Source organism: Streptomyces antarcticus (assembly GCF_026627255.1).
Lineage (GTDB): Bacteria > Actinomycetota > Actinomycetes > Streptomycetales > Streptomycetaceae > Streptomyces > Streptomyces antarcticus.
In genome coordinates this window covers 104,152-130,119 of sequence record NZ_JAPNLM010000001.1, presented here as the reverse complement: position 1 = coordinate 130,119, position 25,968 = coordinate 104,152, and the positions used below count along the sequence as shown (strand labels likewise).

The following is a 25,968-nucleotide window of genomic DNA, read 5'->3' as shown; positions in this document are numbered from 1 at the left end:
CTACGACTTCGAGAGAGAATCACAGACTCATGGCGAACTACACCGCCGCTGACGTCAAGAAGCTCCGCGAGCTCACCGGCGCCGGCATGATGGACTGCAAGAACGCGCTCGTGGACTCCGACGGTGACGTCGACAAGGCCATGGAAGCGCTCCGTATCAAGGGCCAGAAGGGCGTCGCCAAGCGCGAGGGCCGCTCTGCCGAGAACGGTGCCGTCGTCTCCCTCATCGCCGACGACAACACCTCCGGTGTCCTCGTCGAGCTGAAGTGCGAGACGGACTTCGTCGCCAAGGGCGAGAAGTTCCTGGCCGTCGCCAACCAGCTGGCCGCGCACGTCGCCGCGACCTCCCCCGCCGACATCGAGGCGCTGCTCGCGTCCCAGATCGAGGCCGGCAAGACCGTCCAGGCGTTCGTGGACGAAGCCAACGCCAACCTCGGCGAGAAGATCGTCCTGGACCGCTTCGCGCAGTTCACCGGCGGTTACGTCGCGTCGTACATGCACCGCACGATGCCCGACCTGCCGTTCCAGATCGGCGTCCTGGTCGAGCTCGACAAGGAGAACGCCGAGGTCGCCCGCGGCATCGCGCAGCACATCGCCGCGTTCGCCCCGCAGTGGCTCTCCAAGGAAGACGTTCCGGCCGAGAAGGTCGAGTCCGAGCGTCGCATCGCCGAAGAGGTCACCCGCGCGGAGGGCAAGCCCGAGGCCGCCCTCCCGAAGATCGTCGAGGGTCGCATCAACGGCTTCTTCAAGGACGCCACGCTGCTCGGCCAGCCGTACGCGCTCGACAACAAGAAGTCCGTCCAGAAGGTCCTGGACGAGGCCGGTGTCACCCTGAAGCGCTTCAGCCGCATCAAGGTCGGCATCTGAGTCCGTCCGTACGCGACGGACACCGGACCCCAGGTAGGGTCTGAAGCAGTCGTCCGCGCTCGCGCAGGGCGACCGCAGATCTGACGAGGAGGCCATTGCCGCAAAGGGAACCGCGAGGACCCACCGGCAATGGCCTTCTTCGTATGTGCACGAGGAGATCTCCATGAATCAGGGCGTGGACCACCACACCGCATCCGACGACAAGAGCGACCAGCACAAGAAGGGCCGCCGCTTCATGCTGAAGCTGTCGGGCGAGGCCTTCTCCGGTGGCGGAGGACTGGGCGTCGATCCCGACGTGGTCCACGCCATCGCGCGCGAGATCGCCGCGGTCGTCCGCGACGGCGCGGAGATCGCCATCGTGATCGGCGGTGGCAACTTCTTCCGCGGCGCCGAGCTCCAGCAGCGCGGCATGGACCGGGCGCGGTCCGACTACATGGGCATGCTGGGCACGGTCATGAACTGCCTCGCCCTCCAGGACTTCCTGGAGAAGGAGGGCATCGACTCCCGCGTGCAGACCGCCATCACCATGGGCCAGGTCGCCGAGCCCTACATCCCGCTGCGCGCGGTGCGCCACCTGGAGAAGGGCCGTGTCGTCATCTTCGGCGCCGGCATGGGCATGCCCTACTTCTCCACCGACACCACGGCCGCCCAGCGCGCCCTGGAGATCGACGCCGAAGCCCTGCTCATGGGCAAGAACGGTGTCGACGGCGTCTACGACTCGGACCCGAAGAAGAACCCGGACGCGGTGAAGTTCGACGCGCTCGAGTACAGCGAGGTGCTCTCGCGCGACCTCAAGGTCGCCGACGCCACCGCCATCACGCTGTGCCGTGACAACAAGCTGCCGATCCTGGTCTTCGAACTGCTCGCCGAGGGCAACATCGCCCGCGCGGTCAAGGGTGAGAAGATCGGCACGCTCGTCAGTGACCAGGGAACCCGGGCCTGAGCAGTCCGCTGCCGGACACAGGCCTGCCCCGTCCGCCCCGCCCGCCCGAACCATCCATATCTGACATGCAGGAGCACGTGGTGACCGAAGAGATCCTCCTCGAGGCCGAGGAGAAGATGGAAAAGGCCGTCGTCGTCGCCAAGGAAGACTTCGCCGCGATTCGCACCGGTCGTGCGCACCCGGCGATGTTCAACAAGATCGTGGCCGACTACTACGGCGCCATCACGCCCATCAACCAGCTCGCGTCGTTCTCGGTGCCGGAGCCGCGCATGGCGATCGTGACCCCGTTCGACAAGAGCGCCCTGCGCAACATCGAGCAGGCCATCCGCGACTCCGACCTCGGTGTCAACCCGAGCAACGACGGCAGCATCATCCGTGTGACCTTCCCCGAGCTGACGCAGGACCGCCGCAAGGAGTACATCAAGGTCGCGCGGACCAAGGCCGAGGACTCCAAGATCTCCCTGCGCGCCGTCCGCCGCAAGGCGAAGGACGCCCTTGACAAGATGGTCAAGGACAAGGAGGCCGGCGAGGACGAGGTGCGCCGCGCGGAGAAGGAGCTCGACGACACCACCGCGAAGTACGTCACGCAGGTGGACGAGCTGCTCAAGCACAAGGAAGCCGAGCTCCTCGAGGTCTGATGAACGACTCTCCCTGGGCCACGGAGCCGGTTCCGGCGGGTCCCGCATACGATGCGCTGGTGGGCCCGCACACTCGGCCCATGCCCATCGTGCCCGATGCCGCCGGCCGTGACTTCGACGACCGGGAAGCACGCGATCGGGGGGCCGCCGGATTCGGCGGCCCCCCGTTCCGCGCCGAGACGCCGCCGCAGGAGCCCATGCCCAGCCCCCCGCCTCCGCAGGCCCCGCAGGCCGCCTCAGCCCCGCCGCCGAAGAAGCGCGCGGGGCGGGATCTGCGTGCCGCCATAGGGGTCGGTGTCGGCCTCGGCGCGGTCATCTTCGCCTCGCTGCTGATCGTCAAGGCCGTGTTCGTCGGCGTCGTCGTCGTCGCGGTCGTCGTGGGCCTGTGGGAGCTCACCTCCCGGCTCCAGGAGAAGAAGGGCATCAAGGCGCCCCTCGTCCCGCTCGCGGTCGGCGGCGCCGCCATGATCATCGCCGGATACGTCCGGGGGGCCGAGGGCACCTGGGTCGCCATGGCCCTGACCGCGCTGGCGATCCTGGTCTGGCGGATGACCGAACCGCCCGAGGACTACCTCAAGGACGTCACGGCGGGCGTGTTCGCCGCGTTCTACGTGCCCTTCCTGGCGACGTTCGTGACGATGCTGCTCACCGCAGACGACGGACCCCAGCGGGTGATCACCTTCCTGCTGCTGACCGTGGTCAGCGACACCGGGGCGTACGCCGTCGGCTGGCGCTTCGGAAAGACGAAGCTCGCGCCCCGCATCAGCCCCGGCAAGACCCGCGAGGGACTGCTCGGCGCGGTGGCCTTCGCGATGGCCGCCGGCGCGCTGTGCATGGAGTTCCTCATCGACGGCGGCGCCTGGTGGCAGGGCCTGCTGCTCGGTCTCGCGGTGGCCGTCAGCGCCACCCTGGGCGACCTGGGCGAGTCGATGATCAAGCGGGACCTGGGCATCAAGGACATGGGCACGCTGCTGCCGGGCCACGGCGGCATCATGGACCGGCTGGACTCCCTGCTGCCGACCGCCCCGGTGGTCTGGCTGCTGCTGGCGGCCTTCGTCGGCACCGGCTGATACCGTCCGGGCGGTTACTCTTGAAGGGCGCGCTGCTTCTGCGGCGCGCCTTTCGTCTTACGAGGAGTACCTGCCATGGCCCGCCCTGTTCCGGGAGAGCTCACCTTCGTCACCCCTCGGGGAGCCAAGAAGCCGCCCCGGCACCTTGCCGACATGACCCCGGCCGAGCGCCGCGAGGCGGTCGCCGCGATCGGTGAGAAGCCGTTCCGGGCCAAGCAGCTCTCCCAGCACTACTTCGCGCGCTACGCCCACGACCCGGCCGAGTGGACGGACATCCCCGCGGGCTCCCGGGAAAAGCTCCAGCAGGAGCTGCTGCCGGACCTGATGAACGTCCTGCGGCACATCTCGTGCGACGACGACACCACCCGCAAGACCCTGTGGAAGCTGCACGACGGCACGCTCGTCGAGTCCGTGCTGATGCGCTACCCCGACCGGGTCACCATGTGCATCTCCTCGCAGGCCGGCTGCGGCATGAACTGCCCGTTCTGCGCCACCGGCCAGGCCGGGCTCGACCGCAACCTGTCCACCGCCGAGATCGTGCACCAGATCGTCGACGGCATGCGCGCCCTGCGCGACGGAGAGGTCCCGGGCGGGCCGGCCCGGCTCTCGAACATCGTCTTCATGGGCATGGGCGAGCCGCTGGCCAACTACAACCGCGTCGTCGGAGCCATCCGCCGCCTCACCGACCCGGAGCCCGACGGCCTGGGCCTGTCGCAGCGCGGCATCACCGTCTCCACCGTGGGACTGGTTCCGGCCATGCTGCGCTTCGCCGACGAGGGCTTCAAGTGCCGCCTCGCGGTCTCGCTGCACGCGCCGGACGACGAGCTGCGCGACACCCTGGTCCCCGTGAACACCCGCTGGAACGTCCGCGAGGTGCTCGGCGCGGCCTGGGAGTACGCGGAGAAGTCCGGCCGCCGGATCTCCATCGAGTACGCCCTGATCCGCGACATCAACGACCAGGCCTGGCGCGGTGACCTGCTGGGCAAGCTGCTCAAGGGCAAGCGGGTCCACGTCAACCTGATCCCGCTGAACCCGACGCCGGGCTCGAAGTGGACCGCCTCGCGGCCCGAGGACGAGAAGGCCTTCGTGGAGGCCATCGCCCGGCACGGCGTGCCCGTGACCGTACGGGACACCCGGGGGCAGGAGATCGACGGCGCGTGCGGCCAGCTGGCCGCCTCGGAGCGCTAGCCTCCCGTTCTGTTCGATCGTATTCGGCCACGGGGTACCCTGTGGCCGAACCAACTTAATATTCCGACAGGGGAGCGCCACAGCGCTGAGAGTGCGGTAACCGTCACCGCAGACCCTCTGAACCTCGCCCCGGTCATTCGGGGTAGGAAGTTCGGTCACCACTCAAGCTGTTGCGCCCTGCCCGGCGTCCGCTCCGCAGAGCGCCGGGCAGGGCCGCGTCTTCTCCTGGACATCCCAGGAGGAATTGACCAGTGAGCACCACCAAGAAGATCGCGGGCGCCGCGCTCGCGGCCGCGCTGGGCGTCACCACGCTCAGCGCCTGCGGCGGCGACGCCAAGGACACGTCCGCGGGCGACGCCCCGAAGTCCACGACCGTCACCCTCGTCTCGCACGACTCCTTCAACGTGACCGACGCGGTCCTCAAGGAGTTCGAGACGGAGAGCGGCTACACCGTCAAGAAGCTGAAGTCCGGAGACGCGGGCGCCGCGCTCAACCAGGAGATCCTCACCAAGGGCTCCCCTCGCGGCGACGTCTTCTTCGGCGTCGACAACACCCTGCTCTCGCGCGCCCTCGACAACGGCATCTTCACCCCGTACGAGGCCAAGGGCCTGGGCGAGGTGAAGCCGGAGTACCGGCTCGACAAGGAGCACCGGGTCACGCCGGTCGACTCCGGTGACGTCTGCGTCAACTACGACAAGCAGTACTTCGCCGACAAGAAGATCGCCCCGCCGCAGACGCTGGACGACCTGATCAAGCCGGAGTACAAGGACCTGCTGGTCACCGAGAACGCCGCGACCTCCTCGCCCGGCCTCGGCTTCCTCCTCGCCTCCGTCGGCAAGTACGGCGAGGAGGGCTGGAAGGACTACTGGAGCAAGCTCAAGGCCAACGGCGTCGAGGTCGTCGACGGCTGGGAGCAGGCCTACAACGAGCGGTTCTCCGGCTCGGCCGGCGGCAAGAAGGCCAAGGGGGACCGTCCGCTGGTCGTCTCCTACGCCTCCAGCCCGCCGGTCGAGGTGCTGTACGGGGAGCCGCAGCCGGCCGAGGCCCCCACGGGCGTCTCCACCGGCACCTGCTTCCGCCAGATCGAGTTCGCCGGCCTGCTCAAGGGCGCGAAGAACGAGGCGGGCGGCAAGGCGCTCCTGGACTTCCTGATCAGCAAGAAGTTCCAGGAGGACATGCCGCTCCAGATGTTCGTGAACCCGGTGACGAAGGACGCGGCCCTGCCGGAGCTGTTCACGAAGCACGGTGTGGTGGTCGAGAAGCCCGAGGTCGTGGCCCCGGAGACCATCGCCGAGAACCGTGAGCAGTGGGTCAAGACATGGTCCTCGCTCGTCGTGAAGTAGGAACCCCCGTGGACCCGGGTGCGGCGTCGGGGGGCGCCGCGCCGGGTTCCGGCCCCGCTCCCGGTCCCGGTCCCCGTGAGGGAGGTCGGGCCACGGCCGTGCGGCTCGGCCTGATGGCCGTACCCCTCGTCTTCTTCGCGCTGTTCTTCGCCTACCCCGTCGGCGCGATCGTCGGGCGCGGGCTCGATACGGACGCGGGCTGGCGGTTCGGCCGCATCGGCGAGGTGCTGGCCCGGCCCGACATCATCGGCGTGCTGTGGTTCACCACCTGGCAGGCGCTCGCCTCCACCGTGCTCACGCTGCTGATCGCGCTCCCCGGCGCGTACGTCTTCGCGCGCTTCGAGTTTCCCGGCAAGCAGCTGCTGCGGGCCGTGGTCACCGTGCCGTTCGTCCTGCCGACGGTCGTCGTCGGGACCGCCTTCCTGGCGCTGGTCGGCCGGGGCGGGCTGCTGGACGAGCTGTGGGGCGTCCGGCTCGACACCACCGTGTGGGCCATCCTGCTGGCCCACGTCTTCTTCAACTACGCCGTGGTCGTACGGTCCGTCGGCGGGCTCTGGGCGCAGCTCGACCCCCGCCAGGAGGAGGCCGCCCGGGTGCTGGGCGCCGGACGGTTCGCCGCCTGGCGGCGGGTGACGCTGCCCGCGCTGGCCCCGGCGGTGGCCGCCGCGTCGCTGATGGTGTTCCTGTTCACCTTCACCTCCTTCGGGGTCGTGCAGATCCTGGGCGGGCCCGCGTACTCCACCCTGGAGGTGGAGGTCTACCGGCAGACCGCGCAGCTGCTGGACCTGGCCACCGCCGCCGTGCTCACGATGGTGCAGTTCGCGGCGGTCGGCCTGATCCTCGCCGTGCACGCCCGGACCGTGCGCAAGCGGGAGACCGCCCTGCGGCTCGTCGATCCCGGGCGGACCGCGCACCCGCCGCGCGGCTGGGCGCAGCGCTCCCTGCTGGGCGGGGTGCTGCTGACGGTGGCCCTGCTGATCGTCCTGCCGCTCGGGGTGCTGGTCGAGCGGTCCTTCGACGCCCCCGGCGGGTACGGCCTCGCCTTCTACCGGGCGCTTCAGGACGAGGGGGCCGGGGGCGGGACCTTCCTGGTGCCGCCCATGGAGGCGATCGGGAACTCCCTGGAGTACGCGCTCGCCGCCACCGCCATCGCCCTGGTCGTCGGGGGGCTCGCGGCCGCGGCGCTGACCCGGCGCGCGGGCCGTTTCGTGCGGGGCTTCGACGCGCTGCTGATGCTGCCGCTCGGGGTGTCCGCCGTGACGGTGGGCTTCGGCTTCCTGATCACCCTGGACGAGCCGCCGCTGGACCTGCGGACCTCGTGGATCCTGGTGCCGCTGGCGCAGGCGCTGGTCGGCGTGCCGTTCGTCGTACGGACCATGCTGCCGGTGCTGCGGGCAGTGGACGGGCGGCTGCGGGAGGCGGCCGCCGTACTGGGCGCGTCCCCGCTGCGAGCCTGGCGGGAGGTGGACCTGCCGCTGGTGCGGCGGGCGCTGCTGATCGCGGCGGGCTTCGCCTTCGCCGTCTCGCTGGGGGAGTTCGGGGCGACCGTGTTCATCGCGCGGCCGGACGAGCCGACGCTCCCGGTGGCCGTGGCGCGGCTGCTGGGGCGGGCCGGCGAGCTGAACTACGGGCAGGCCATGGCCCTGAGCACGATTCTGATGCTGGTGTGCGCGGTGTCCCTGCTGGTGCTGGAGCGACTGCGGCCCGACAAGACCTCCGGAGAGTTCTGATGACACTGCTTCAGCTGGACGGGGTGTCGGTCCGCTTCGGCGAGCGCGCGGTCGTGGACTCCGTGGACCTCGCGGTCGCCGAGCACGAGACCGTGTGCGTGCTGGGGCCGAGCGGGAGTGGGAAGTCCACCCTGCTGCGGGTCGTCGCGGGACTCCAGCGGGTCTCGGCGGGCCGGGTGCTGCTGGACGGCGCCGACCAGGCGGGCGTGCCCGTACACCGTCGGGGGGTGGGCCTGATGTTCCAGGACCACCAGCTCTTCCCGCACCGGGACGTCGGCGGGAACGTCGCCTTCGGCCTGCGGATGCGCGGCTCCGGCCGCGACGAGAGCGCGGGACGGGTCGCGGAGCTGCTGGAACTGGTCGGGCTCCCCGGAGCGCGGGGCCGCGCGGTCGCCTCCCTGTCGGGCGGTGAGCAGCAGCGGGTCGCGCTGGCCAGGGCGCTGGCGCCGTCGCCGAGGCTGCTGATGCTGGACGAGCCGCTGGGGCAGCTGGACCGGGGGTTGCGGGAGCGGCTCGTGGTGGAGCTCCAGGGGCTGTTCTCCCGCCTGGGGACGACGGTGCTCGCCGTCACACACGACCAGGGGGAGGCCTTCGCGCTGGCCGACCGCGTCGTGGTGATGCGGGACGGGCGGATCGCGCAGGCGGGGACCCCGCTGGAGGTGTGGCAGCGGCCGGCCTCGGAGTTCGTGGCGCGCTTCCTCGGATTCGAGAACGTGGTGCCGGCGACGGTGTCCGCGGGCGTCGCCGCCACTCCCTGGGGCAAGGTGCCGGTCCCGGACGGCTCGCCGGAGGGGGAGCGGCTGGTCCTGATCCGCCCGGCCGGGGTGCTGCTGACGGACGACGGCCTGCGGTGCGCGGTGGAGTCCCGTACGTTCCGGGGCACGCACGTCGCGCTGCTGCTGCGCCCGGAGGCCGGGCCGTCGCTGGAGGCGGAGTGCGGTCTCGCCGGGGCCCCGGCCGTGGGCGACCGCGTCACGGTGGCCTTCGCCCCGGCCGAGGTGGTCGTACTGCCGACGCCCTGAGCGGGCCGCCGGCGGGCGCCGGACCCCGGGGGCGTCAGGGCCGGACGCCGTCGCAGGCGATCGGCAGGTGGCGCGGTCCGCGCAGGACGGCGTTCTGGCGGTACGGGGGCGGGTCCTGAAGCAGGCGCGGGTTCTCCAGCCGGCGGGCCAGCTCGCTCAGGGCCAGCTGGGCCTCCTGCCGGGCCAGCGGGGCACCGAAGCAGCTGTGGATGCCGCTGCCGAGTCCCAGGTGCTGGATGTCCTCGCGGTCGGGGTCGAAGCGGTCCGGGTCCGGGAACCGCTTCGGGTCCCGGTTCCCGGAGGCCAGGATCAGCCACAGGGACGCGCCCTTGGGGATGGAGACGCCGGCCACCTCGATGTCCGCGAGCGTGGTGCGGTGCGGGATCAGCTGCACCGGCGGCTCGAAGCGCAGCAGTTCCTCGACGATGGGGACGGACAGCGCCGGGTCCTCGCGCAGCCGGGCCAGTACGTCCGGGTGGCGCAGCAGGGTCAGCATGCCGTTGGTGATGAGGTTGACCGTGGTCTCGTGGCCCGCGATCAGCAGCAGCGCCGAGGTGCTGAGCGCCTCCATCGTGGTCATGGACCCGTCCGGGCCGTCCGCGTTCGCCAGCTGGGACAGCATGTCGTCGCCCGGGTTCCTGCGGCGCTCCTCGATCAGCCCGGCGAGGTACATGCCGAGCTCCATCCGGGCATCGGCCGAGTTCTTGCCGCGCTCGGAGGGGTCCGCGTCCGGGTCGGGGTCCAGGCTGGCGGCGATGGCCTCCGCCCAGACGTGGAACCGCGGCTCGTCCTCGGGCGGCACCCCGAGCAGCCGGCAGATGACCGACACCGGGAACGGGTAGGCGAACTGGTCGACCAGGTCGACGTGGCCGAACGAGCCGGTGGCGGCGATGCGGTCGATCAGGCCGGTGACGATCCCGTCGAGCTCCCCGAGCATGTCGTGGACCTTGTGCGGGGAGTGCGGCGGGCCGAACGGCCGGTTCGTCATGCGCCGCAGCCGGTCGTGGTCCGGCGGGTCGAGCCTGAGGAAGGACGGGGGCAGCGCCGTCTCCTCCTCCGCCCCCTGGCCCAGCGGGTCGTCGCCCGTCCGCTTCAGGTTGCGGGCGTCGGAGCTGATGCGGGGGTCATGCAGGAGGCTCTGGATCTCGTAGTAGGTGCTGATGACGTAGGGGCCGTCGCCCTCGTGGGACACGGGAGTCTTGCGGAGCTCCTCGTACAGCGGGTACGGATCGGCGCGGTGCGCGTAGTCGATGATCTCCCGCAGGATGGCTTGGCTCATGACAGGTCCTCGTGAGTCCTCGGAGGAGGGCGCGCCGGGATCAGTGGTGCGCGGGGATGAACGTCATCTTCCGGTCGGCCGGCGAGTAGCCGCTGAGGGTGATGGTCGGCCCGTGGGTGGGCACCGAGGGGTCCGGGAAGTCCGCGGACATCGGCTTGTGCCCCTCCGGCCTGCGGTCCACGGTCTCGAACGGCACCGGGAACGGCGCCCCCGTCTCGATCTGCCGCTGGTAGAAGGGCAGCCAGCGGCAGTTGTCGAAGGTCACCGCGGCGATCACGCGGCCCTGGTAGCCGTACACGGCGGCGAAGCGGCGCTCATCGCGGGAGCCCTGCGTGATCATGATCTCGGTGCCCATCGGGGGCACCCCGACGGACTTGATGTTCACGCCGAACTGCGAGGACCAGAACCCCGGCACCCACAGGTGCGGGAGGCGGTCGACGCTCTCGCTGAGCATGTTGTGAGCCGCCGTCTCGGCCTGGGCGACGGCGTTGCCCCAGTGCTCCAGCGACAGGAACTGGTACCCGAAGAGCGCGTGCGGGGAGCGTGCCACGTCACCGGCCACGAAGATGTCGTCGGTGACGATGCCCCGGACGTCGAAGGCTCGGCAGCCCGCGTCGCAGGCGATGCCCCGGGGACCGGCGCCCAGGCCCGACCCGGAGAGCCACTCGGTGTTGCGCTGGGCGCCGAGCGAGACCACCACCACGTCGGCCTCGATCGTCTCCCCGTCCGAGAGGTGGGCGGCACGGACCCGCCCGGAGGGGTCGCCCTCCAGCCCGGTCACCATGACCCCGGTGCGCAGGTCGACGCCGTTCTCGCGGTGCATCCCGGCCGCGACCTCGCCGATGACCCCGCCGAGCGCGCCAACCAGGGGCGCGGCGCCCCGCTCGGCGACGGTGACGGGCAGGCCGCGCTCCCGGCAGGCGGAGGCGATCTCGGACCCGGTGAAACCGGCCCCGATGACCAGCACCCGGCGGGGACCGGCCGACAGGGCGCGCTCCAGGGCGGCACCGTCGTCACGGGTGCGCAGGACGAAGACCCCGCCGAGGGCGCCCTCCTCCTCGTTCGGCCAGGGCCGCGCCCGGACACCGGTGGCGATCAGCAGCCGGTCGTACTCCACCTCGTCGCCGTTGCCGAGCCGGACCCGGCGCGCCGCCATGTCCAGGCCGGTGGCCGGGACCCCGAGCCGCCACTCGGCGTCGATCTCCCGGCGGCGGGGGAGCGCGGTGTGCTCCGCGGTCGCCTTGCCGAGGAGGACCTGCTTCGACAGCGGGGGCCGGTCGTACGGCTCGTAAGGCTCGTCGCCGATCATCGTCAGCGAGCCGGCGAAGCCCTTCTCCCGCATGGTCTCGGCGGCCCGCAGGCCGGCGAGGGAAGCGCCGACGACCACGATGCGGCCGTCGCGCCTGAGGTGTTCCAGGGTTCCGTCACCGCTCACCACGCGCCTCCGGAGACCGGCACGCGGGCGGTGCGGGCGGCGCGGGCGTCTGAGGTCGCTGCCTCGACGAGGATCGCCCCGACCGGGCAGGCGGCGACGGCGCGCGCGACGTCCTCGCGGTGCTCGTCCAGCGCCTCCGGGTCGTACAGCAGCGACTCCTCTCCGTGCATGGTGAACACGTCGGGAGCGAGGAACGCGCACTGGGCGTATCCCTGGCAGCGGTTGAGGTCGACGACGAGCCTCATGAGTCATCAGCCCTTCCGTGGCCCGATTCCCCGAGTGATCTCTTCTCCTCCTCAGCATGCGCGAGGGCTACGGAGGGCGCTACCGGATGCCGGCCCGCACGATGTACAGGCCCACGACCAGGGCCCACGCCGGAAGGATCAGCTCGGACCAGGGGACCCCGGAGCCCACGACGAGCAGCACCAGGCCCGTGACGTAGCCCAGCAGCGCCAGCGGACGCGGGAAGATCCCGAGACGGCGGCCGATCGTCGAGGTCGCGAAGACGAACACGGCCGCCATCCGCATCGCGTACGTCGTCAGGACCACGTACGCGTAGTGGCGGCCGAACACGGTGTCCGTGCCCTCCTGGAGCACGGTGCCGGCCGCGGCGGCGGCGACGAACAGCGTGGCGACGAAGACGATGCCGCTGCCGAGGAAGACGGTGGAGACGAACCGGTCCTCGGCCTCCCCGGCGTGCGCGCGCAGGGCGCCCATGAACCACAGGAAGGAGATCCCGGCGAACGGGACGATCTCCAGAGCCGTCCGCACCGCCCAGCGGTCGCCGGGATCGGCGGCCGCGTCGGCGCCGTCGGCCGACGGGATGGCGATCCGCATCAGTACGATCGCCGCTCCGAGCAGCACCGCGAAGGCGATGCCGGCCGTTCCGGCGGCCCGGGGGGTGCGCAGCCGCGCGCTGCTGGTCTCCATGGACCCCTCGCTCTCTCCCCCGTCCAGCAAGCGGCAGCCGCCGCACGGCCGCCACCAGGGGGCGGCCGCGCGGGTGAGGGGGGGGCCGAGGGGGTCCGGCTACGCGACCGCCGCCGGGACCGGGGGTTGGGCCTCCTCCTCGGCACCCTCGTGCTTGCCGTACCAGGCGACCGCCACCGCGCCGGCCACCGCCAGGACGAAGCCGAGGACGGCCAGCCAGCCCAGGCCCGGCCGGGAGGTGTCGCCGAGCCACAGCACCCCGATCGCGCCCGGCAGGACCGTCTCGCCGACGACCAGGGCCGCGGTCGCCCCGTTCACCGAGCCGATCTGGAGGGCGACCGTGTGCAGGTACATGCCGCCGAAGCCCGCCGCCAGGATCGCGTAGAGGGCCGGGTCGGACAGCAGCGTGCCCAGGTCGAAGGGGTCGATCCCGTCCAGGATCCGCACGCCGACGCCGAGCGCGCCGAAGCCGAGGCCCGACAGCAGACCGGCCAGGATCGCGGCCCCGCCTCCGAGGAGGCGCACGGCGACCGTGCCGCCCACCATCAGCACCAGCGTGATCCCCAGCAGCCACCAGTGGGTGGACATCGGGGCGTGGTGGCCGCCCTCGTGGCCGGCCGCCGTCGCCAGCAGGACCAGCGCCGCGCAGACGACACCGATCGACGTCCACTCCTTGCGGGTCAGCCGGATGCCGAGCAGCTTCACGCTCAGGACGGCGGTGACCACCAGGTTGGCGCTGATCACCGTCTGGGAGAGGAACAGCGGGAGCATCCGGGCCGCCAGCGCGCCGAGCCCGAAGCCCACGAAGTCCAGGATGGTGCCGACGATGAACTCCCAGGTCATCGCGGCTTTCGCGGTGGACGACAGATTGGGTCCGCCGTGCGCGGTCACCCCGGCCGCGGCCGGGGACATCCGGGCGGCGCGGCGCGATCCGACGGCTTGCAGGACGGATCCCGTGCCGTAGCAGATGGACGCCGCGACGGCGGTCAGCAGGCCTATGAGCACCCGAAGGCTCCGTTCACGTCTGGCAGGTTTGGCTGTACCAATGCCAGACGTGAGAAAGGGCCGAAAAGTTGCCTCCCGGGGTCAGCGCATTGACGCGAGCGCCGCCGGGACCTCGTCGACCGAGTCCACCAGGGCGATCCGGGACTCCATCGCACGGCCGCGCGCCAGTGCCCGGAGCAGCGGCCACACCGGGAGGTGCTCGGTCCAGTGCGCACGGTCGACCAGGACCATCGGGGTCGGCTCGCCCCGCGACGAGTAGTAGTTGGGCGTGGCGTTGTCGAAGACCTCCTGGACGGTGCCCGCGGCGCCCGGCAGGAAGACCACGCCCGCGGTGGACCGGGCCAGCAGACCGTCCTCCCGGGTGGCGTTCGCGAAGTACTTCGCGACGTGCCCGGCGAACGCGTTCGGCGGCTCGTGCCCGTAGAACCAGGTGGGGATGCCCACCGAGTCGCCGCCGCCGGGCCAGCGGTCCCGTACGGCGAAGGCCGCCCCGGCCCAGTCGGACACCGACGGGGTGAAGGACGGGGCCTTCGACAGCAGCTCCAAGGCCTCCGGGAGCGCCTCGTCCGGCGCCGGGGCCAGGTACGCGCCCAGGTTCGCGGCCTCCATCGCGCCGGGGCCGCCGCCGGTGGCCACCGTGAGGCCGGAGCGGGCCAGCGTCCGGCCGAGCTCGGCCGCGCCGCGGTAGTCCGTACCGCCGCGGGACATGGCGTGGCCGCCCATGACGCCCACGACCCGGGCACCCGCGAGGTGCTCGTCGAGGGCGTCGGAGACCGCGTCGTCGTGGATCGAGCGCAGCATCGAGGAGAAGACGTCTCCGTCCGCCTTGGTCTCCTGGAGCCACTCGTACGCCAGGGCGTCCGGGGTGGCCTCGTAGCCGGAGGGCAGACCGGCGAACAGCTCGTCCGGCGTGTAGAGCAGGCCCCGGTAGGGGTTGAACGGCAGGTCCGGGACGGGCGGGTAGACCAGGGCCCCGTCCGCGCGGACCTTCGCCGACGCGTCGGGCTCCATCGCGCAGCCCAGGAACACGGCCGCCGAGGTGTCGGCGGCCAGCAGGGCGAACGTCCGCTCCAGCAGGTTGACGGACTGGATCCGGTAGCCGCTCAGCGAGCCCCGGGCGGCGACCCGGTCGAATTCGTCGAGCGTCTCGATCTCGATGTCTGCGTTGACCATTCGGCCCACACTAAGGGCTCCCCGCGTCAGCGGGTCAATGCCATTGACGTCAGCTGCGCCACACCCCAGCTGAGCGGCAGGCAGACGGCCACGAGGGCCGTGGCCCGCAAACTCGCCGCCGTACGGAGGACCTTGGCCGGAGCGCCGAGGGCGAGCAGGGCCTCGCGGCCGGGGCCGCGGGACTGGCGTGCCTCCACGGCCGATGTGAGAAGGGTCGCGGCGGCGCACAGGGCGACCAGAGCCGCGGCCGGCCCGGTCAGCGGGCCGAGCGGCACGAGCAGCCCGCCCCGGTCGCGCAGCGCCAGCGCGGTGAGGGCGCCCGCGCCGACCGCGCACAGCACGCCCAGCGGCGGCCCCAGCCGCGGGGCCTCCTCCTGGAGCGCCCGGCCGGCGAGCAGCCGCAGCGCACCGGGGCGTACGGCCTGCACCAGCGTTCCGCAGGCGTAGGCCAGACCGGGCCCCGCGAGGGCGAGCCCGATCGCGGTCAGCGACCAGCCGGCCAGCATCCCGGGTCCGCCGCGGCCCGCGTACGCCTGGGTGGCGAGCCCGCACGCGGTGAGGGTGATGCCCCAGGGCAGCCCGGTCTGCGGGGCCAGCGGGGTGTGCGGGCGCAGCAGGACGGCGGTCGCGGCCGACGCGGCCAGCGGCACCAGGGCCAGCAGGGTCAGGGCTGCGGCCACGGGCAGCGGCCGGTCCGCGTGGAGCAGCCGGGCCCAGGCGCCGTCGAAGGGCAGCCCGGCCAGATCCCCGCGCAGGTGGAGGAAGACGGCCAGGGCGAGCGCGCTGCCCAGGGTGCACGAGACGGCGGTGGAGATCGTCGCGACCAGGGTGATCCGGACGGGCCCCAGCCCGGCGGCGTCCAGCCCCTCCCGGGGGCGGGTCGCCGGGTCGGTACGGGCCACGGCCACGGCGAGCTGGACGGTGGCGGCCAGCGGGACCAGCGCCCACAGCAGCCGGGGGAACGATCCGGCGGGCCGATCCAGGGCCTCGGCGAGCACGTACAGCAGCAGGAACCCGGTGCAGGCCGCGGCGGCGGCGACGAGCAGCCGGCGCAGCTGGACGACCGGCCGGGAGCCACGGGCTAGGCGGAGAGCGAGCACGCGGCCTGGTCCTCCGTGGTGTCGGCGGCGGGGGAGCCGGGGGAGTCGGGGGCGGCCTCGGTCACCTGGGCGGCGGCGGCCTCGGCGGCCTCGGCGGACCGGCCGTCGAGGAGGGCGAGGCGGCGGTCGGCGGCGGCCGCGGTCTCCTCGTCGTGGGTGGCGAGCACCACGGTGATCTCGTGGGACCGGGCGGCGGTGGTCAGCGTACGGAGCAGCAGGGTCCGCTCGGCACGGTGGAGCGGGGCGGTCGGCTCGTCGGCGAACAGCACCGCGGGCTCGTTGACCAGGGCCCGGGCCAGGGCGACGCGCTGGCACTCGGCCCGGGTGAGGGCGGAGGGCCGCTTGCGGGCGAAGGCGCCGATGTCGAGGCGCTCCAGCCAGGCGCAGGCGGCGTGTTTGGCGGTGCGGTGGGAGGCGCCGGCGAGGAGCAGCGGCAGGGCCGCGTTCTCCCACACCTTCAGCTCGGGCAGCAGCCCGGGCTCGGGCCCGATCCAGCCGAACCGGTCGCGGCGCATCCGCTCGCGGGCCGGGTCGCCCAGGGTGTGCACGGGGACGCTGTTGAACCAGACCTCGCCCTGCTCGGGCGGCAGCTGCCCGGAGAGGCAGCGCAGCAGCGTGGTCTTGCCGCTGCCGCGGGGGCCGGTGACGGCCAGGATCTCGCCCTGGCGGACTCCGACGGAGACGCCGATGAGGCCGGGGGAGCCGCTGTGGGAGTAGTGCAGGGAGCGTGCCCAGAGCACATCGTTGTCCGGTGGGGCCACCATGGCGTACACCTCTTCGGTTCGACTGCGGATCGGGACTGGACCAGCCCGGCTCCCCCGGACGGGGGAACGAAGCCGGAGGCCGATCGGTCACTGGCGCCGTAAAGAGATGTAAAGAGATGAACGTCTTGTCGGCGGACAGCACACGGCCCGGACCCCTTCGTTCTCACTCGAACGGAGGGATCCGGGCCGTGTGGCCGGACGTTTTAGAGCTTGGTCCAGGCCTCGGTGAGTACCGAGCGCAGGATGCCTTCGATCTCGTCGAAGGTGCCCTGGTCCGCGATCAGCGGCGGGGCCAGCTGGATGACCGGGTCACCGCGGTCGTCGGCCCGGCAGTACAGGCCGTTCTCGAAGAGCGCCTTGGAGAGGAAGCCGTAGAGCACGCGCTCCGTCTCCTCATCCGTGAAGGACTCCTTGGTGCTCTTGTCCTTGACGAGCTCGATGCCGTAGAAGTAGCCGTTGCCGCGGACGTCGCCGACGATCGGCAGGTCGTGCAGCTTCTTCAGCGTCGAGAAGAAGGCGTCCTCGTTGTCCAGCACGTGCTGGTTGAGGCCTTCCTTGTCGAAGATGTCGAGGTTGGCCAGCGCGACCGCCGAGGAGACCGGGTGGCCGCCGAAGGTGTAGCCGTGCAGGAAGGTGTTGTCACCCTTGTAGAACGGCTCCGCGAGGCGGTCCGAGATGATGCAGGCGCCGATCGGGGAGTAGCCCGAGGTCATGCCCTTGGCACAGGTGATCATGTCCGGGACGTAGTCGAACTTGTCGCAGGCGAACATGGTGCCGAGGCGGCCGAAGGCGCAGATCGTCTCGTCGGAGACGAGCAGCACGTCGTACTCGTCGCAGATCTCGCGGACCCGCTGGAAGTACCCGGGCGGCGGCGGGAAGCAGCCGCCGGCGTTCTGCACCGGCTCCAGGAAGACGGCCGCGACGGTGTCGGCGCCCTCGAAGAGGATCTCCTGCTCGATCTGGTCGGCGCACCAGCGGCCGTAGGCCTCGGGGTCGTCGCCGTAGATCGGGGCGCGGTAGATGTTGGTGTTGACCACCTTGTGCGCGCCGGGGACCAGCGGCTCGAAGGGGGCCTTCAGGGCCGGGAGGCCCGTGATGGACAGGGCGCCCTGCGGGGTGCCGTGGTAGGCGACCGCACGCGAGATGACCTTGTACTTGGTGTGCTTGCCCTGAAGCTTGAAGTACTGCTTCGCGAGCTTCCACGCGGTCTCGACGGCCTCGCCGCCACCGGTGGTGAAGAAGACCTTGTTCAGGTCGCCCGGGGCGTAGTGGGCGAGGCGCTCGGCGAGCTCCACGGCCTTGGGGTGCGCGTACGACCAGATGGGGAAGAACGCGAGTTCCTGGGCCTGCTTGTAGGCGACCTCGGCCAGTTCCTTGCGGCCGTGACCGGCGTTGACCACGAACAGTCCGGCGAGACCGTCGAGGTAGCGCTTGCCCTTGTCGTCCCAGATGTACGTGCCCTCACCGCGGACGATGGTGGGGACGGGTGCGTTCTCGTAGGACGACATGCGGGTGAAGTGCATCCACAGGTGGTCGTACGCGGTCTTGGAGAGGTCCTGGCTCACGGTTATCGGGTTCCCCACATGTAGGTCTGCTTCTTCAGCTTCAGGTAAACGAAGCTTTCGGTTGATCGCACGCCGGGGAGCGCGCGGATCTTCTTGTTGATCGTCTCGAGCAGGTGGTCGTCGTCCTCGCAGACGATCTCCACCATCAGGTCGAACGATCCCGCGGTCATCACCACGTACTCGCACTCGGCCATCGCCGCCAGGGCGTCGGCCACGGGGTCGAGGTCTCCCTCGACGTTGATCCCGACCATCGCCTGGCGCCTGAGCCCCACGGTGAGCGGGTCGGTGACGGCGACGATCTGCATGACGCCCTGGTCGAGCAGCTTCTGCACGCGCTGGCGCACAGCCGCTTCCGACAGGCCGACGGCCTTGCCGATCGCTGCGTAGGGACGGCGACCGTCCTCCTGCAGTTGCTCGATGATCGCCAGGGACACAGCATCGACCGAAGGGGACGGTTGTCTGTTCCTGGAATCTGCGCTTCGACTGACCACGACCTCACTGTGCACGAGGAGTCGTCTGTTCCGCAAGGCGGAATCGATGAAATCCGTTGTTTGACGACTCGGATCTCACTGATTTCGTAGTTCGTGGCATCCGGGCCTGTCGAAAGCTTCCGCCGAAGAGCTAGGCTTGGGATTCGTCTCAATCGTTGGACATGTGATCAGGAGTGTGGCTGTAGTGACCACCGAACTGCGTCGTCTGCGCAACTACATCGGCGGGGAGTTCAAGGACGCCGCCGACGGCCGGACCACCGAGGTGGTCAACCCCGCCACCGGCGAGGCGTACGCCACCGCCCCGCTCTCGGGCCAGGCCGACGTCGACGCGGCCATGGCCGCCGCCGCGGCCGCCTTCCCGGGCTGGCGCGACACCACCCCGTCGGAGCGGCAGAAGGCGCTGCTGAAGATCGCGGACGCCTTCGAGGCGCGCGCGGACGAGCTCGTCGCCGCCGAGTCGGAGAACACCGGCAAGCCGCTGGGCCTCACGGCCAGCGAGGAGCTGCCGCCGATGGTGGACCAGATCCGCTTCTTCGCCGGCGCCGCCCGCCTGCTCGAGGGCCGCTCGGCCGGCGAGTACATGGAGGGGATGACCTCGATCATCCGCCGCGAGCCGGTCGGCGTCTGCGCCCAGGTCGCGCCGTGGAACTACCCGATGATGATGGCCGTGTGGAAGTTCGCCCCGGCCATCGCCGCGGGCAACACCGTGGTCCTCAAGCCCTCGGACACCACCCCGGCCTCCACCGTCCTGATGGCGGAGATCATCGACTCGGTGCTGCCCAAGGGCGTGTTCAACGTCGTCTGCGGCGACCGCGAGACCGGCCGGGCCATGGTGGAGCACCGCACCCCGGCGATGGCCTCCATCACCGGTTCCGTGCGCGCGGGCATGCAGGTCGCCGAGAGCGCCTCGAAGGACGTCAAGCGCGTCCACCTGGAGCTGGGCGGCAAGGCCCCCGCGGTGGTCTTCGCGGACGCCGACATCGCCAAGGCCGTCGAGGACATCGCGGTCGCGGGCTACTTCAACGCGGGCCAGGACTGTACCGCCGCCTGTCGCGTGCTCGTGCACGAGTCGATCCACGACGAGTTCGTGACCGCGCTCGCCAAGGCGGCCGCCGACACCAAGACGGGCCAGCCGGACGACGAGGACGTGCTGTACGGCGCGCTGAACAACCCGAACCAGCTGAAGCAGGTCGCGGGCTTCATCGAGCGCCTCCCCGCCCACGCCAAGGTCGAGGCGGGCGGTCACCAGGTCGGCGAGAAGGGCTACTTCTACGCCCCGACCGTGGTCTCCGGCCTCAAGCAGGACGACGAGATCATCCAGCACGAGGTATTCGGACCCGTCATCACCGTCCAGTCCTTCACCGACGAGGCGCAGGCCGTGGAGTACGCGAACGGCGTCGAGTTCGCCCTCGCCTCCTCCGTGTGGACCAAGGACCACGGCCGCGCGATGCGGATGTCCAAGAACCTCGACTTCGGCTGCGTGTGGATCAACACCCACATCCCGCTCGTCGCCGAGATGCCTCACGGCGGCTTCAAGAAGTCCGGCTACGGCAAGGACCTCTCCGCCTACGGCTTCGAGGACTACACGCGCATCAAGCACGTGATGACCTCGCTCGACGCCTGACCGGCCGCATCGGTCACAGCACGGCGTTGATGGGGCGGGCAGTAGACACCATGTCTATTGTCCGCCCCCTCGCGTTCCCCGAGGCTGTGCCCATGCCTGAACTCGCCTTCTCCCGTCGCGCGGCGCTGCGCGGCCTCGGTGCCACGGGTCTGCTGGCCGCAGTCGCCGGTTGCGGTGTGCCCGCCGCCTACGTCCCCGAGGGCCGGCGGCAGGGCCCCGACCGGTCCGAGCCGGACCAGAGCGTGGCCTTCTCCAACTGGCCGCTCTACATCGACACCGACGAAGAGGACGAGACGCGCCGTCCGACCCTGGAGGCCTTCTCGGAGCAGTCCGGCATCGAGGTCCGGTACACCGAGGAGATCAACGACAACGACGAGTTCTTCGGCAAGATCAGCCCGGCCCTCATGAACCGCCAGGACACCGGCCACGACCTGGCCGTGGTCAGCGACTGGATGGCCGCCCGCTTCGTCCACCTGGGCTGGGCCCAGAAGATGGACCGCTCGGCCCAGCCCAACGTGGCCCGGCACCTCGACCCGCAGCTGCGTTCCCCCGCCTTCGACGACGGCCGGCTGCACACGGTCCCCTGGCAGTCGGGGATCACCGGCATCGCCTACAACCGCAAGGCCCTGGGCCGGGAGATCAAGTCCGTCAAGGACCTGTGGCAGCCCGACCTGGCGGGGAAGGTCACCCTCTTCTCCGGCCTCGACGAGTCCTTCGCCCTGCTGATGCAGGGCAACGGGGTGGACGTCACCGCCTGGACCGAGACCGACTTCCACCGGATGTGCGACCAGGTCGAGAGCATGGTCAAGAAGAGGCACATCCGCCGCTTCACCGGCAACGACTACACCTCCGACCTCAGCAAGGGCGACGTGCTCGCCTGCCAGGCCTACTCCGGCGACGCCATCCAGCTCCAGGCCGACAACCCCGACATCGAGTTCGTGGTCCCCGAGGAGGGGGCCGAACTGTGGGCGGAGAGCCTGCTCGTCCCCAACCTGGCCCGGCACAAGGCGAACGCCGAGGCCCTGATCGACTACTACTACTCCCCGGAGGTGGCCGCGGAGCTGGCCGCCTCCGTCAACTACGTCTGCCCGGTTCCGGCAGCCCGCGAGGTCCTGGCCGGCTCGGAGGACGAGGAGACCGCCGCCCTGGCCGAGAACCCGCTGATCTTCCCCGACGACGAGATGCGCAAGCGCCTCGTCGTAGCCCGGGACATCTCCTCCACCGAGCGCCGGTCCCTCGCCAAGCGCTGGAACGCGATCGTCGGGCTCTGAGCGGCGGGCGGTGCGGAACTGAACATGTTCAGGGATTGTGCTGAACGTGTTCAGAAATGTGGGTAGGCTACCTTCCATGAGCGAGAGAAGCGCCCTTCAGCGGCGTATCCGTGCCTGGCTGTTGCTGTTCCTCGTGTGTCTCGTCCTCAGCGGACTCACCGCCTTCCCCCTCGTCAGCGAGCTCCGCCTCGGGAACTCCCTGGTGGACAACGCGTGGCTGCGACGGGTGGGCGACGGACTGGACCGGGCCGACGCCGAGTACCCCTTCCTGCTCTACGGCACCGACTGGCTCGCCTTCGCCCACCTCGTCATCGCCGTCTTCTTCTACGGGGTCTACCGCGACCCCGTCCGCAACATATGGATCGTCGAGGCCGGCATGATCGCCTGTGCCGGCATCGTCCCGCTGGCCCTGATCTGCGGCCCTATCCGCGGCATCCCCTTCCTCTGGTCGCTCATCGACATCTCCTTCGGCGTCTTCGGCGTGATCCCCCTCCTGATCCTGCGCCGCGCGATCAAGCGGCTGGAGGCCGTGCCGGTCACCCCGCGCGCGGCCGCCTGACCGGCGCCACCCGCCGCGGCGGCTATCCGGCGAAGGCCGCCATCACGATGCCGAGGGCCACCGGGTTCATCTCCCGCCCCTTGGCATCGGTGGAGTTCACCGAGTACACCAGGGTCCGGGACAGGTCCCGGGTCCCGCCGATCACGGTGTTGTAGCCGTAGCGACCGCCCGTCTTGCCCCAGGCCACCGTGCCGCCGGGCAGCGCGAACCGCTTCAAACCGGCCGTCTGGTCCGCCGCGGCCCCGGTGACGAAGTCCGTCACCCCGGGCACCGTGAACATCTCCTCCAGCTGGGCGGCGGGCACGACCCGGCCGCCGAACAGCGCCAGGGTGAAGCGCTCCAGGTCGGCCGTGGTCGATATGAGGTCCCCGGCGGCCCACTCCCGGGAGGAGCCCCACTCGGTCACGTCGACCAGACGGGTGCCCCCACCCGCTGTCGGCACCTCCTGGTAGCCGCGGTTGTGCGGGCCCGGTACGCGGATCTGCGTACGGGCCGGCAGCGAGGTGTCGCGCAGGCCGAGCGGCTTGAGTATCCGGCTGGTCACGGCCCGCTCGTACGAGGTCCCCGTCACCTTCTCGATCAGCACCCCCAGGACCGTGTAGTCGATGTTGAGGTAGTGCTGCCGCGTCCCCGGGTCGAACTCGGGCCCCTTGGCGACCGCGTTGGCGATCAGGGCGCGGGGGTCGTCGAGGCCGAACCGGTGCGCGTAGGCATCGGCGAAGGTGTCGCCCGGGCCGTCGGCGGGGCGGATTCCGCTCGTGTGGTTCAGCAACTGCCGTACGGTGACGGGCCTGAAGGCCGGCGACAGCAGTCCCGGCAGGTACTCCTGCACCGGGCGGTCCAGGTCCACCCCTCCCTCGGCGGCCAGTTGGAGCACGACCGCCGCGGTGAAGGTCTTGGTCACCGACCCAGCGCGGAACCGGCCCTGCTCCAAGGCCTTGCGCCCGGTGCGGATGTCCGCGACCCCCGAACTGCCCCGCCAGCTCCCGCACGTGCCGCTCACGCGGACCAGCGCGGCGGTGGCGTCCCCGTGCTCCGGGCCCAGACCGGCGATCGCCCGCGCCAGCGCCGCCGCGTCGGGCGGCGCCGCAATCGTCCGCCCGGGGCAGGCGGAGGACGCCGCGGCGGCAGTCCCCGCCGGGGCCGGAGCGGCGTGGGCCGCGGCCTGGCCGGACGCGACGCCCAGGACCAGAGCGGCGGCGATCAGTGTGCGCGTACGGGCGTTCATGGTGGGCTCCCCCTGTGAGATCCGCGGGGCCCTCTCGCCCCGACGACCTCAATGCTCCTGGTCACAGGGGTAGTCGCGGATCACCCCGCAGAGGGGTCTTCTCCGGTACGACTACTCACCGGCCAGAGGGAGCCGACACGCCGCCCCTCACCCCCCAGAGGGAGAAACCTTGGAGGGAGAGACCCCGGAGCGGCCCCCGGCCGCAGCCGCAGCCGTGGCCCCCGCCGCGATGAGACCCGTCTCGTACGCGCAGATCACCGCCTGGATCCGGTCCCGCAGCCCCAGCTTCGCCAGCACGTTCCCCACGTGCGACTTCACCGTGTGCTCGCTCACCACCAGCGCCACCGCGATCTCCGCGTTCGACAGCCCGCGCCCGAGGTGCAGCAGGGTCTCGCGCTCCCGCGCCGTCAGTACCTCCAGCGTCTCCAGGCGGTCCGGCGACGGCGCCGGACGTCCCGTCGCCGCCGTGTACTCCTCGATCAGCCTCCGCGCGACCGACGGTGCCAGCAGGGAGTCGCCGGCCGTCACCACCCGCACCGCGTGCACCAGATCGTCCCGCCGCACGTCCTTCAGCAGGAAGCCGCTCGCCCCGGCGTGCAGCGCCTCGTACACGTACGCGTCCGAATCGAAGGTCGTCAGCATCACCGTCCGGCAGCCGCCGCCCGCAGTGATCGCCCGGCACGCCTCGATCCCGTCCAGCACCGGCATCCGGATGTCCAGCAGCGCCACGTCCGGGGCCAGCCGCACCACCGCGGCGACGGCCGCGGCGCCGTCCCCCACCTCCGCCACGACCTCGATGTCCGGCTGCGCGTCCAGGATCATCGCGAACCCGCTGCGCACCAGCTCCTGGTCGTCGGCCACCACCACACGGATCGTCAACTCCCCACCTCCAGCCGCGACGTTACAAGGACCACCCGCACCACGAAGCCGCGGCCGCCCGGCCCCGGCCCGGCCTCCGCCGTCCCGCCGTGCGCCGCCGCCCGCTCCCGGATCCCGATCAGGCCGTGCCCGCCGCCGCCCGGCCCCGGGCGGGGCCCGCGTCCGTCGTCCGCCACCGAGACCGTGAGCGTCCGCGCCCCGTACTCCAGCCGCACCTCCACCTGCGAGGCCACGGCGTGCTTCACCACGTTCGTCAGCGCCTCCTGCACCACCCGGTGCACCGTCGCCTCCAGCGCGGCCGGCAGCCCGCGCACCGCGCCCGTCCGCTCGTACACGACCCGCGGTCCGCTGCCCCGTACCCGTTCCAACAGCGCCGGCAGCGCGGCGATCCCGGGCTGTGGCGCGCGCGGCGCCGCCTCGTCCGTGCGCAGCACCCCCAGCATCGTCCGCAGCTGGGCCATAGCGTCGCGCCCCGTTTCGGCGATCGCGTCGAAGGCGGCCTCGGCCCGCGCCGGCGCCCCGCGCACCGCCACCGGCCCGGCCTCCGCCTGCACGATCATGATGCTGACCGCGTGCGAGAGGATGTCGTGCATCTCCCGTGCGATCCGGGCCCGTTCGCGGGCCGCCGCCTGCTCCGCCTCGATCCGGTTCGCCCGCTCCAGCTGCTCCGCCCGGTCCTCCACCGCCGCCGTGTACGCCTGCCGGGTGTACTGCAGCCGTCCCAGCGCGTACGCCGCACCGCCGATGAACAGCGTGAAGAGCAGCTCCCGCGCCGATCCGGTGTTCCAACGCACCGCCGGGAACGAGGCGGCCACGAGCACCGCGCCGACCACCGCCCGGGTCCGCGGCGGGCACAGCACGGCCACCGTGTAGAAGGCGATCAGCGGCCCGTACGGCAGGGGCTGGCCCGGGCCGTCCATCGCCAGGCTGTAGAAGAACCCGGCGCCGACGATGGCCGCCAGCACCGTCACCGGGGCGCGCCGCCGCCAGATCAGCGGCAGCGCGCCGGCCAGGGTCACCGCGTACGCGGGCCAGCTCTTCGGAGATCCGCCGGGCTGCTCGGGCAGGACGAAGGGCATGGTGGAGGCCAGCTGCACGAGCAGGGTGAGGCCGAGGTCCCGCCACCGGGGACCCGCGTGCCGCAGGCGCTCGGCGAGCCGGGGTATCACCGACCGAACTCGGCGCGCACGTCCGCCAGCGCGTCCACCCGGTTCGTGGTCACCGAGTCCACCCCGGCGGCGAGGAGGGAGCGCATCGTCCGCTTCGTGTCCGCCGTCCAGGCCGACACCAGCAGCCCGTCCCGGTGCAGCGCGTCGCACAGCTCCCGGCTCACCAGCCCGAACCGGTAGTTGAGCCAACGCGGGCGCACGGCGTCGGTCAGCACCCGCCGCGGCGGCGACAGCGTGGTCCAGGTCAGCGCGATCTCCGCGCCCGGGTCGGCGGCGCGCACCGCCAGCATGCTGTTCGGCCCCGCGCAGTAGTACGTCCGGTCCCGCGCCCCGCACTCGCGGACCAGGTCCACGACGGTCCGTACCGCCTCCGTGGAGGCGCCGGGCAGGTCGATCATCACCCGGCCCGCGCCCGCCGCCATCAGCGCCTCGCGCAGGGTCGGGATCCCGCCCCCCGCGAGCTCCCGGAGCTGTGGGGCCGTGACGGCGTCGAGCCGCACGTCACGGCCCCACAGCCGCTGGAGCGCCTCGTCGTGGAGCAGGACCGGCACCCCGTCGCGGGTCAGCCGTACGTCGATCTCGACCGCGTCCGCCCCGCGGGCGAAGGCGGAGCGGATCGACGGAAGGGTGTTCTCACGGACACGGTAGGGATCGCCGCGGTGGCCTACGGCAGTCAGGGTGCGCATGGCCCCATTC

General features: G+C 71.5%; 25 protein-coding genes. 11 read left to right on the top strand and 14 right to left on the bottom strand.

Annotation, left to right across the window (positions count from 1 at the left end):
- Nucleotides 1-29: 29 nt before the first annotated feature.
- The 8 genes from tsf (at nucleotide 30) to OTB16_RS00530 (ending at nucleotide 8,800) form a co-directional block, all read left to right on the top strand.
- Nucleotides 30-866: a translation elongation factor Ts gene (gene tsf / locus OTB16_RS00565; RefSeq protein WP_267717576.1), complete on the top strand. Its 837-nt coding sequence runs from the start codon at nucleotides 30-32 to the stop codon at nucleotides 864-866.
- Nucleotides 867-1,029: 163 nt separating this feature from the next.
- The gene (gene pyrH / locus OTB16_RS00560) at nucleotides 1,030-1,809 is read left to right on the top strand and encodes a UMP kinase (protein WP_267717575.1); all 780 of its coding nucleotides are present in this window, start codon (nucleotides 1,030-1,032) and stop codon (nucleotides 1,807-1,809) included.
- An 80-nt stretch (nucleotides 1,810-1,889) separates the two neighbouring features.
- Entirely contained in the window at nucleotides 1,890-2,447 is a 558-nt protein-coding gene (gene frr, locus OTB16_RS00555; RefSeq protein WP_267717574.1) for a ribosome recycling factor, read from the top strand.
- Nucleotides 2,447-3,517, top strand: a complete 1,071-nt coding sequence (locus tag OTB16_RS00550; RefSeq protein WP_267717573.1) for a phosphatidate cytidylyltransferase — start codon at nucleotides 2,447-2,449, stop codon at nucleotides 3,515-3,517. Before frr ends, OTB16_RS00550 begins: the two co-directional genes overlap by 1 nt.
- Before the next feature lie 75 nt (nucleotides 3,518-3,592).
- Entirely contained in the window at nucleotides 3,593-4,705 is a 1,113-nt protein-coding gene (gene rlmN / locus OTB16_RS00545; RefSeq protein WP_267717572.1) for a dual-specificity RNA methyltransferase RlmN, read from the top strand.
- Nucleotides 4,706-4,956: 251 nt separating this feature from the next.
- Nucleotides 4,957-6,048 (top strand): thiamine ABC transporter substrate-binding protein, encoded by a 1,092-nt coding sequence (locus tag OTB16_RS00540; RefSeq protein ID WP_267717571.1) that lies wholly within the window; start codon nucleotides 4,957-4,959, stop codon nucleotides 6,046-6,048.
- A 113-nt stretch (nucleotides 6,049-6,161) separates the two neighbouring features.
- Nucleotides 6,162-7,778, top strand: a complete 1,617-nt coding sequence (locus OTB16_RS00535) for an ABC transporter permease (protein WP_267718357.1) — start codon at nucleotides 6,162-6,164, stop codon at nucleotides 7,776-7,778.
- On the top strand, nucleotides 7,778-8,800 hold the full coding sequence (locus tag OTB16_RS00530; protein ID WP_267717570.1) for an ABC transporter ATP-binding protein: 1,023 nt from the start codon (nucleotides 7,778-7,780) through the stop codon (nucleotides 8,798-8,800). The genes OTB16_RS00535 and OTB16_RS00530 overlap by 1 nt, the downstream gene beginning before the upstream one ends.
- A gap of 34 nt (nucleotides 8,801-8,834) precedes the next feature.
- On the opposite strand, the gene OTB16_RS00525 is transcribed toward OTB16_RS00530, so the two are convergent.
- From OTB16_RS00525 to OTB16_RS00480, 10 genes are all read right to left on the bottom strand, one after another.
- Nucleotides 8,835-10,079 (bottom strand): cytochrome P450, encoded by a 1,245-nt coding sequence (locus tag OTB16_RS00525; RefSeq protein ID WP_267717568.1) that lies wholly within the window; start codon nucleotides 10,077-10,079, stop codon nucleotides 8,835-8,837.
- 40 nt (nucleotides 10,080-10,119) lie between these two features.
- A complete protein-coding gene (locus OTB16_RS00520) occupies nucleotides 10,120-11,514 on the bottom strand; it encodes an NAD(P)/FAD-dependent oxidoreductase (RefSeq protein WP_267717566.1) in 1,395 nt (464 codons plus the stop codon).
- On the bottom strand, nucleotides 11,511-11,759 hold the full coding sequence (locus tag OTB16_RS00515) for a ferredoxin (protein ID WP_267717564.1): 249 nt from the start codon (nucleotides 11,757-11,759) through the stop codon (nucleotides 11,511-11,513). The genes OTB16_RS00520 and OTB16_RS00515 overlap by 4 nt, the downstream gene beginning before the upstream one ends.
- Before the next feature lie 79 nt (nucleotides 11,760-11,838).
- The gene (locus OTB16_RS00510; protein WP_267717563.1) at nucleotides 11,839-12,444 is read right to left on the bottom strand and encodes a hypothetical protein; all 606 of its coding nucleotides are present in this window, start codon (nucleotides 12,442-12,444) and stop codon (nucleotides 11,839-11,841) included.
- Between the two features lie 99 nt (nucleotides 12,445-12,543).
- Complete coding sequence (locus OTB16_RS00505; protein ID WP_267717562.1) at nucleotides 12,544-13,449, bottom strand: DMT family protein; 906 nt, start codon at nucleotides 13,447-13,449, stop codon at nucleotides 12,544-12,546.
- 81 nt (nucleotides 13,450-13,530) lie between these two features.
- Nucleotides 13,531-14,622 (bottom strand): LOG family protein, encoded by a 1,092-nt coding sequence (locus OTB16_RS00500; protein ID WP_267717561.1) that lies wholly within the window; start codon nucleotides 14,620-14,622, stop codon nucleotides 13,531-13,533.
- 26 nt (nucleotides 14,623-14,648) lie between these two features.
- A complete protein-coding gene (locus tag OTB16_RS00495) occupies nucleotides 14,649-15,722 on the bottom strand; it encodes a hypothetical protein (protein WP_267717560.1) in 1,074 nt (357 codons plus the stop codon).
- Nucleotides 15,704-16,486 carry an ABC transporter ATP-binding protein gene (locus OTB16_RS00490; RefSeq protein WP_267717559.1) on the bottom strand — a complete coding sequence of 261 codons (783 nt, stop codon included), beginning with the start codon at nucleotides 16,484-16,486 and terminating at the stop codon, nucleotides 15,704-15,706. Before OTB16_RS00490 ends, OTB16_RS00495 begins: the two co-directional genes overlap by 19 nt.
- A 203-nt stretch (nucleotides 16,487-16,689) precedes the next feature.
- Nucleotides 16,690-18,069 carry an aspartate aminotransferase family protein gene (locus OTB16_RS00485; RefSeq protein WP_267717557.1) on the bottom strand — a complete coding sequence of 460 codons (1,380 nt, stop codon included), beginning with the start codon at nucleotides 18,067-18,069 and terminating at the stop codon, nucleotides 16,690-16,692.
- On the bottom strand, nucleotides 18,054-18,557 hold the full coding sequence (locus OTB16_RS00480) for an Lrp/AsnC family transcriptional regulator (protein ID WP_267717555.1): 504 nt from the start codon (nucleotides 18,555-18,557) through the stop codon (nucleotides 18,054-18,056). Before OTB16_RS00480 ends, OTB16_RS00485 begins: the two co-directional genes overlap by 16 nt.
- A gap of 169 nt (nucleotides 18,558-18,726) precedes the next feature.
- Here OTB16_RS00480 and OTB16_RS00475 point away from each other — a divergent pair, with 169 nt between their 5' ends.
- The 3 genes from OTB16_RS00475 to OTB16_RS00465 all read left to right on the top strand — a co-directional run bounded on the left by OTB16_RS00475 (nucleotide 18,727) and on the right by OTB16_RS00465 (nucleotide 21,996).
- The gene (locus OTB16_RS00475; RefSeq protein ID WP_267717554.1) at nucleotides 18,727-20,166 is read left to right on the top strand and encodes a gamma-aminobutyraldehyde dehydrogenase; all 1,440 of its coding nucleotides are present in this window, start codon (nucleotides 18,727-18,729) and stop codon (nucleotides 20,164-20,166) included.
- 92 nt (nucleotides 20,167-20,258) lie between these two features.
- Nucleotides 20,259-21,437, top strand: a complete 1,179-nt coding sequence (locus OTB16_RS00470) for an ABC transporter substrate-binding protein (RefSeq protein ID WP_267717553.1) — start codon at nucleotides 20,259-20,261, stop codon at nucleotides 21,435-21,437.
- 76 nt (nucleotides 21,438-21,513) lie between these two features.
- Nucleotides 21,514-21,996, top strand: coding sequence for a hypothetical protein (locus OTB16_RS00465; protein ID WP_267717552.1), 483 nt, complete (start codon nucleotides 21,514-21,516; stop codon nucleotides 21,994-21,996).
- 22 nt (nucleotides 21,997-22,018) lie between these two features.
- Here the strand turns inward: OTB16_RS00465 and OTB16_RS00460 are convergent, their stop codons facing one another.
- The 4 genes from OTB16_RS00460 to OTB16_RS00445 all read right to left on the bottom strand — a co-directional run bounded on the left by OTB16_RS00460 (nucleotide 22,019) and on the right by OTB16_RS00445 (nucleotide 25,958).
- Nucleotides 22,019-23,224: a serine hydrolase domain-containing protein gene (locus OTB16_RS00460; RefSeq protein ID WP_267717551.1), complete on the bottom strand. Its 1,206-nt coding sequence runs from the start codon at nucleotides 23,222-23,224 to the stop codon at nucleotides 22,019-22,021.
- 147 nt (nucleotides 23,225-23,371) lie between these two features.
- Nucleotides 23,372-24,103: a response regulator gene (locus OTB16_RS00455; RefSeq protein WP_267717550.1), complete on the bottom strand. Its 732-nt coding sequence runs from the start codon at nucleotides 24,101-24,103 to the stop codon at nucleotides 23,372-23,374.
- The gene (locus tag OTB16_RS00450; protein WP_420717586.1) at nucleotides 24,100-25,272 is read right to left on the bottom strand and encodes a sensor histidine kinase; all 1,173 of its coding nucleotides are present in this window, start codon (nucleotides 25,270-25,272) and stop codon (nucleotides 24,100-24,102) included. Before OTB16_RS00450 ends, OTB16_RS00455 begins: the two co-directional genes overlap by 4 nt.
- Nucleotides 25,269-25,958 (bottom strand): glycerophosphodiester phosphodiesterase, encoded by a 690-nt coding sequence (locus tag OTB16_RS00445; protein WP_267717549.1) that lies wholly within the window; start codon nucleotides 25,956-25,958, stop codon nucleotides 25,269-25,271. Before OTB16_RS00445 ends, OTB16_RS00450 begins: the two co-directional genes overlap by 4 nt.
- Nucleotides 25,959-25,968 lie beyond the last annotated feature (10 nt).

Coding starts and splice junctions, on each gene's coding strand:
- OTB16_RS00490 (WP_267717559.1), bottom strand. CDS start 16,486: ATGGTGGCCCCACCGGACAACGATGTGCTCTGGGCACGCTCCCTGCAC.
- OTB16_RS00460 (WP_267717551.1), bottom strand. CDS start 23,224: ATGAACGCCCGTACGCGCACACTGATCGCCGCCGCTCTGGTCCTGGGC.
- OTB16_RS00500 (WP_267717561.1), bottom strand. CDS start 14,622: ATGGTCAACGCAGACATCGAGATCGAGACGCTCGACGAATTCGACCGG.
- OTB16_RS00445 (WP_267717549.1), bottom strand. CDS start 25,958: ATGCGCACCCTGACTGCCGTAGGCCACCGCGGCGATCCCTACCGTGTC.
- OTB16_RS00550 (WP_267717573.1), top strand. CDS start 2,447: ATGAACGACTCTCCCTGGGCCACGGAGCCGGTTCCGGCGGGTCCCGCA.
- OTB16_RS00530 (WP_267717570.1), top strand. CDS start 7,778: ATGACACTGCTTCAGCTGGACGGGGTGTCGGTCCGCTTCGGCGAGCGC.
- OTB16_RS00465 (WP_267717552.1), top strand. CDS start 21,514: ATGAGCGAGAGAAGCGCCCTTCAGCGGCGTATCCGTGCCTGGCTGTTG.
- OTB16_RS00510 (WP_267717563.1), bottom strand. CDS start 12,444: ATGGAGACCAGCAGCGCGCGGCTGCGCACCCCCCGGGCCGCCGGAACG.
- tsf (WP_267717576.1), top strand. CDS start 30: ATGGCGAACTACACCGCCGCTGACGTCAAGAAGCTCCGCGAGCTCACC.
- pyrH (WP_267717575.1), top strand. CDS start 1,030: ATGAATCAGGGCGTGGACCACCACACCGCATCCGACGACAAGAGCGAC.
- OTB16_RS00535 (WP_267718357.1), top strand. CDS start 6,162: ATGGCCGTACCCCTCGTCTTCTTCGCGCTGTTCTTCGCCTACCCCGTC.
- rlmN (WP_267717572.1), top strand. CDS start 3,593: ATGGCCCGCCCTGTTCCGGGAGAGCTCACCTTCGTCACCCCTCGGGGA.
- OTB16_RS00525 (WP_267717568.1), bottom strand. CDS start 10,079: ATGAGCCAAGCCATCCTGCGGGAGATCATCGACTACGCGCACCGCGCC.
- OTB16_RS00515 (WP_267717564.1), bottom strand. CDS start 11,759: ATGAGGCTCGTCGTCGACCTCAACCGCTGCCAGGGATACGCCCAGTGC.
- OTB16_RS00470 (WP_267717553.1), top strand. CDS start 20,259: ATGCCTGAACTCGCCTTCTCCCGTCGCGCGGCGCTGCGCGGCCTCGGT.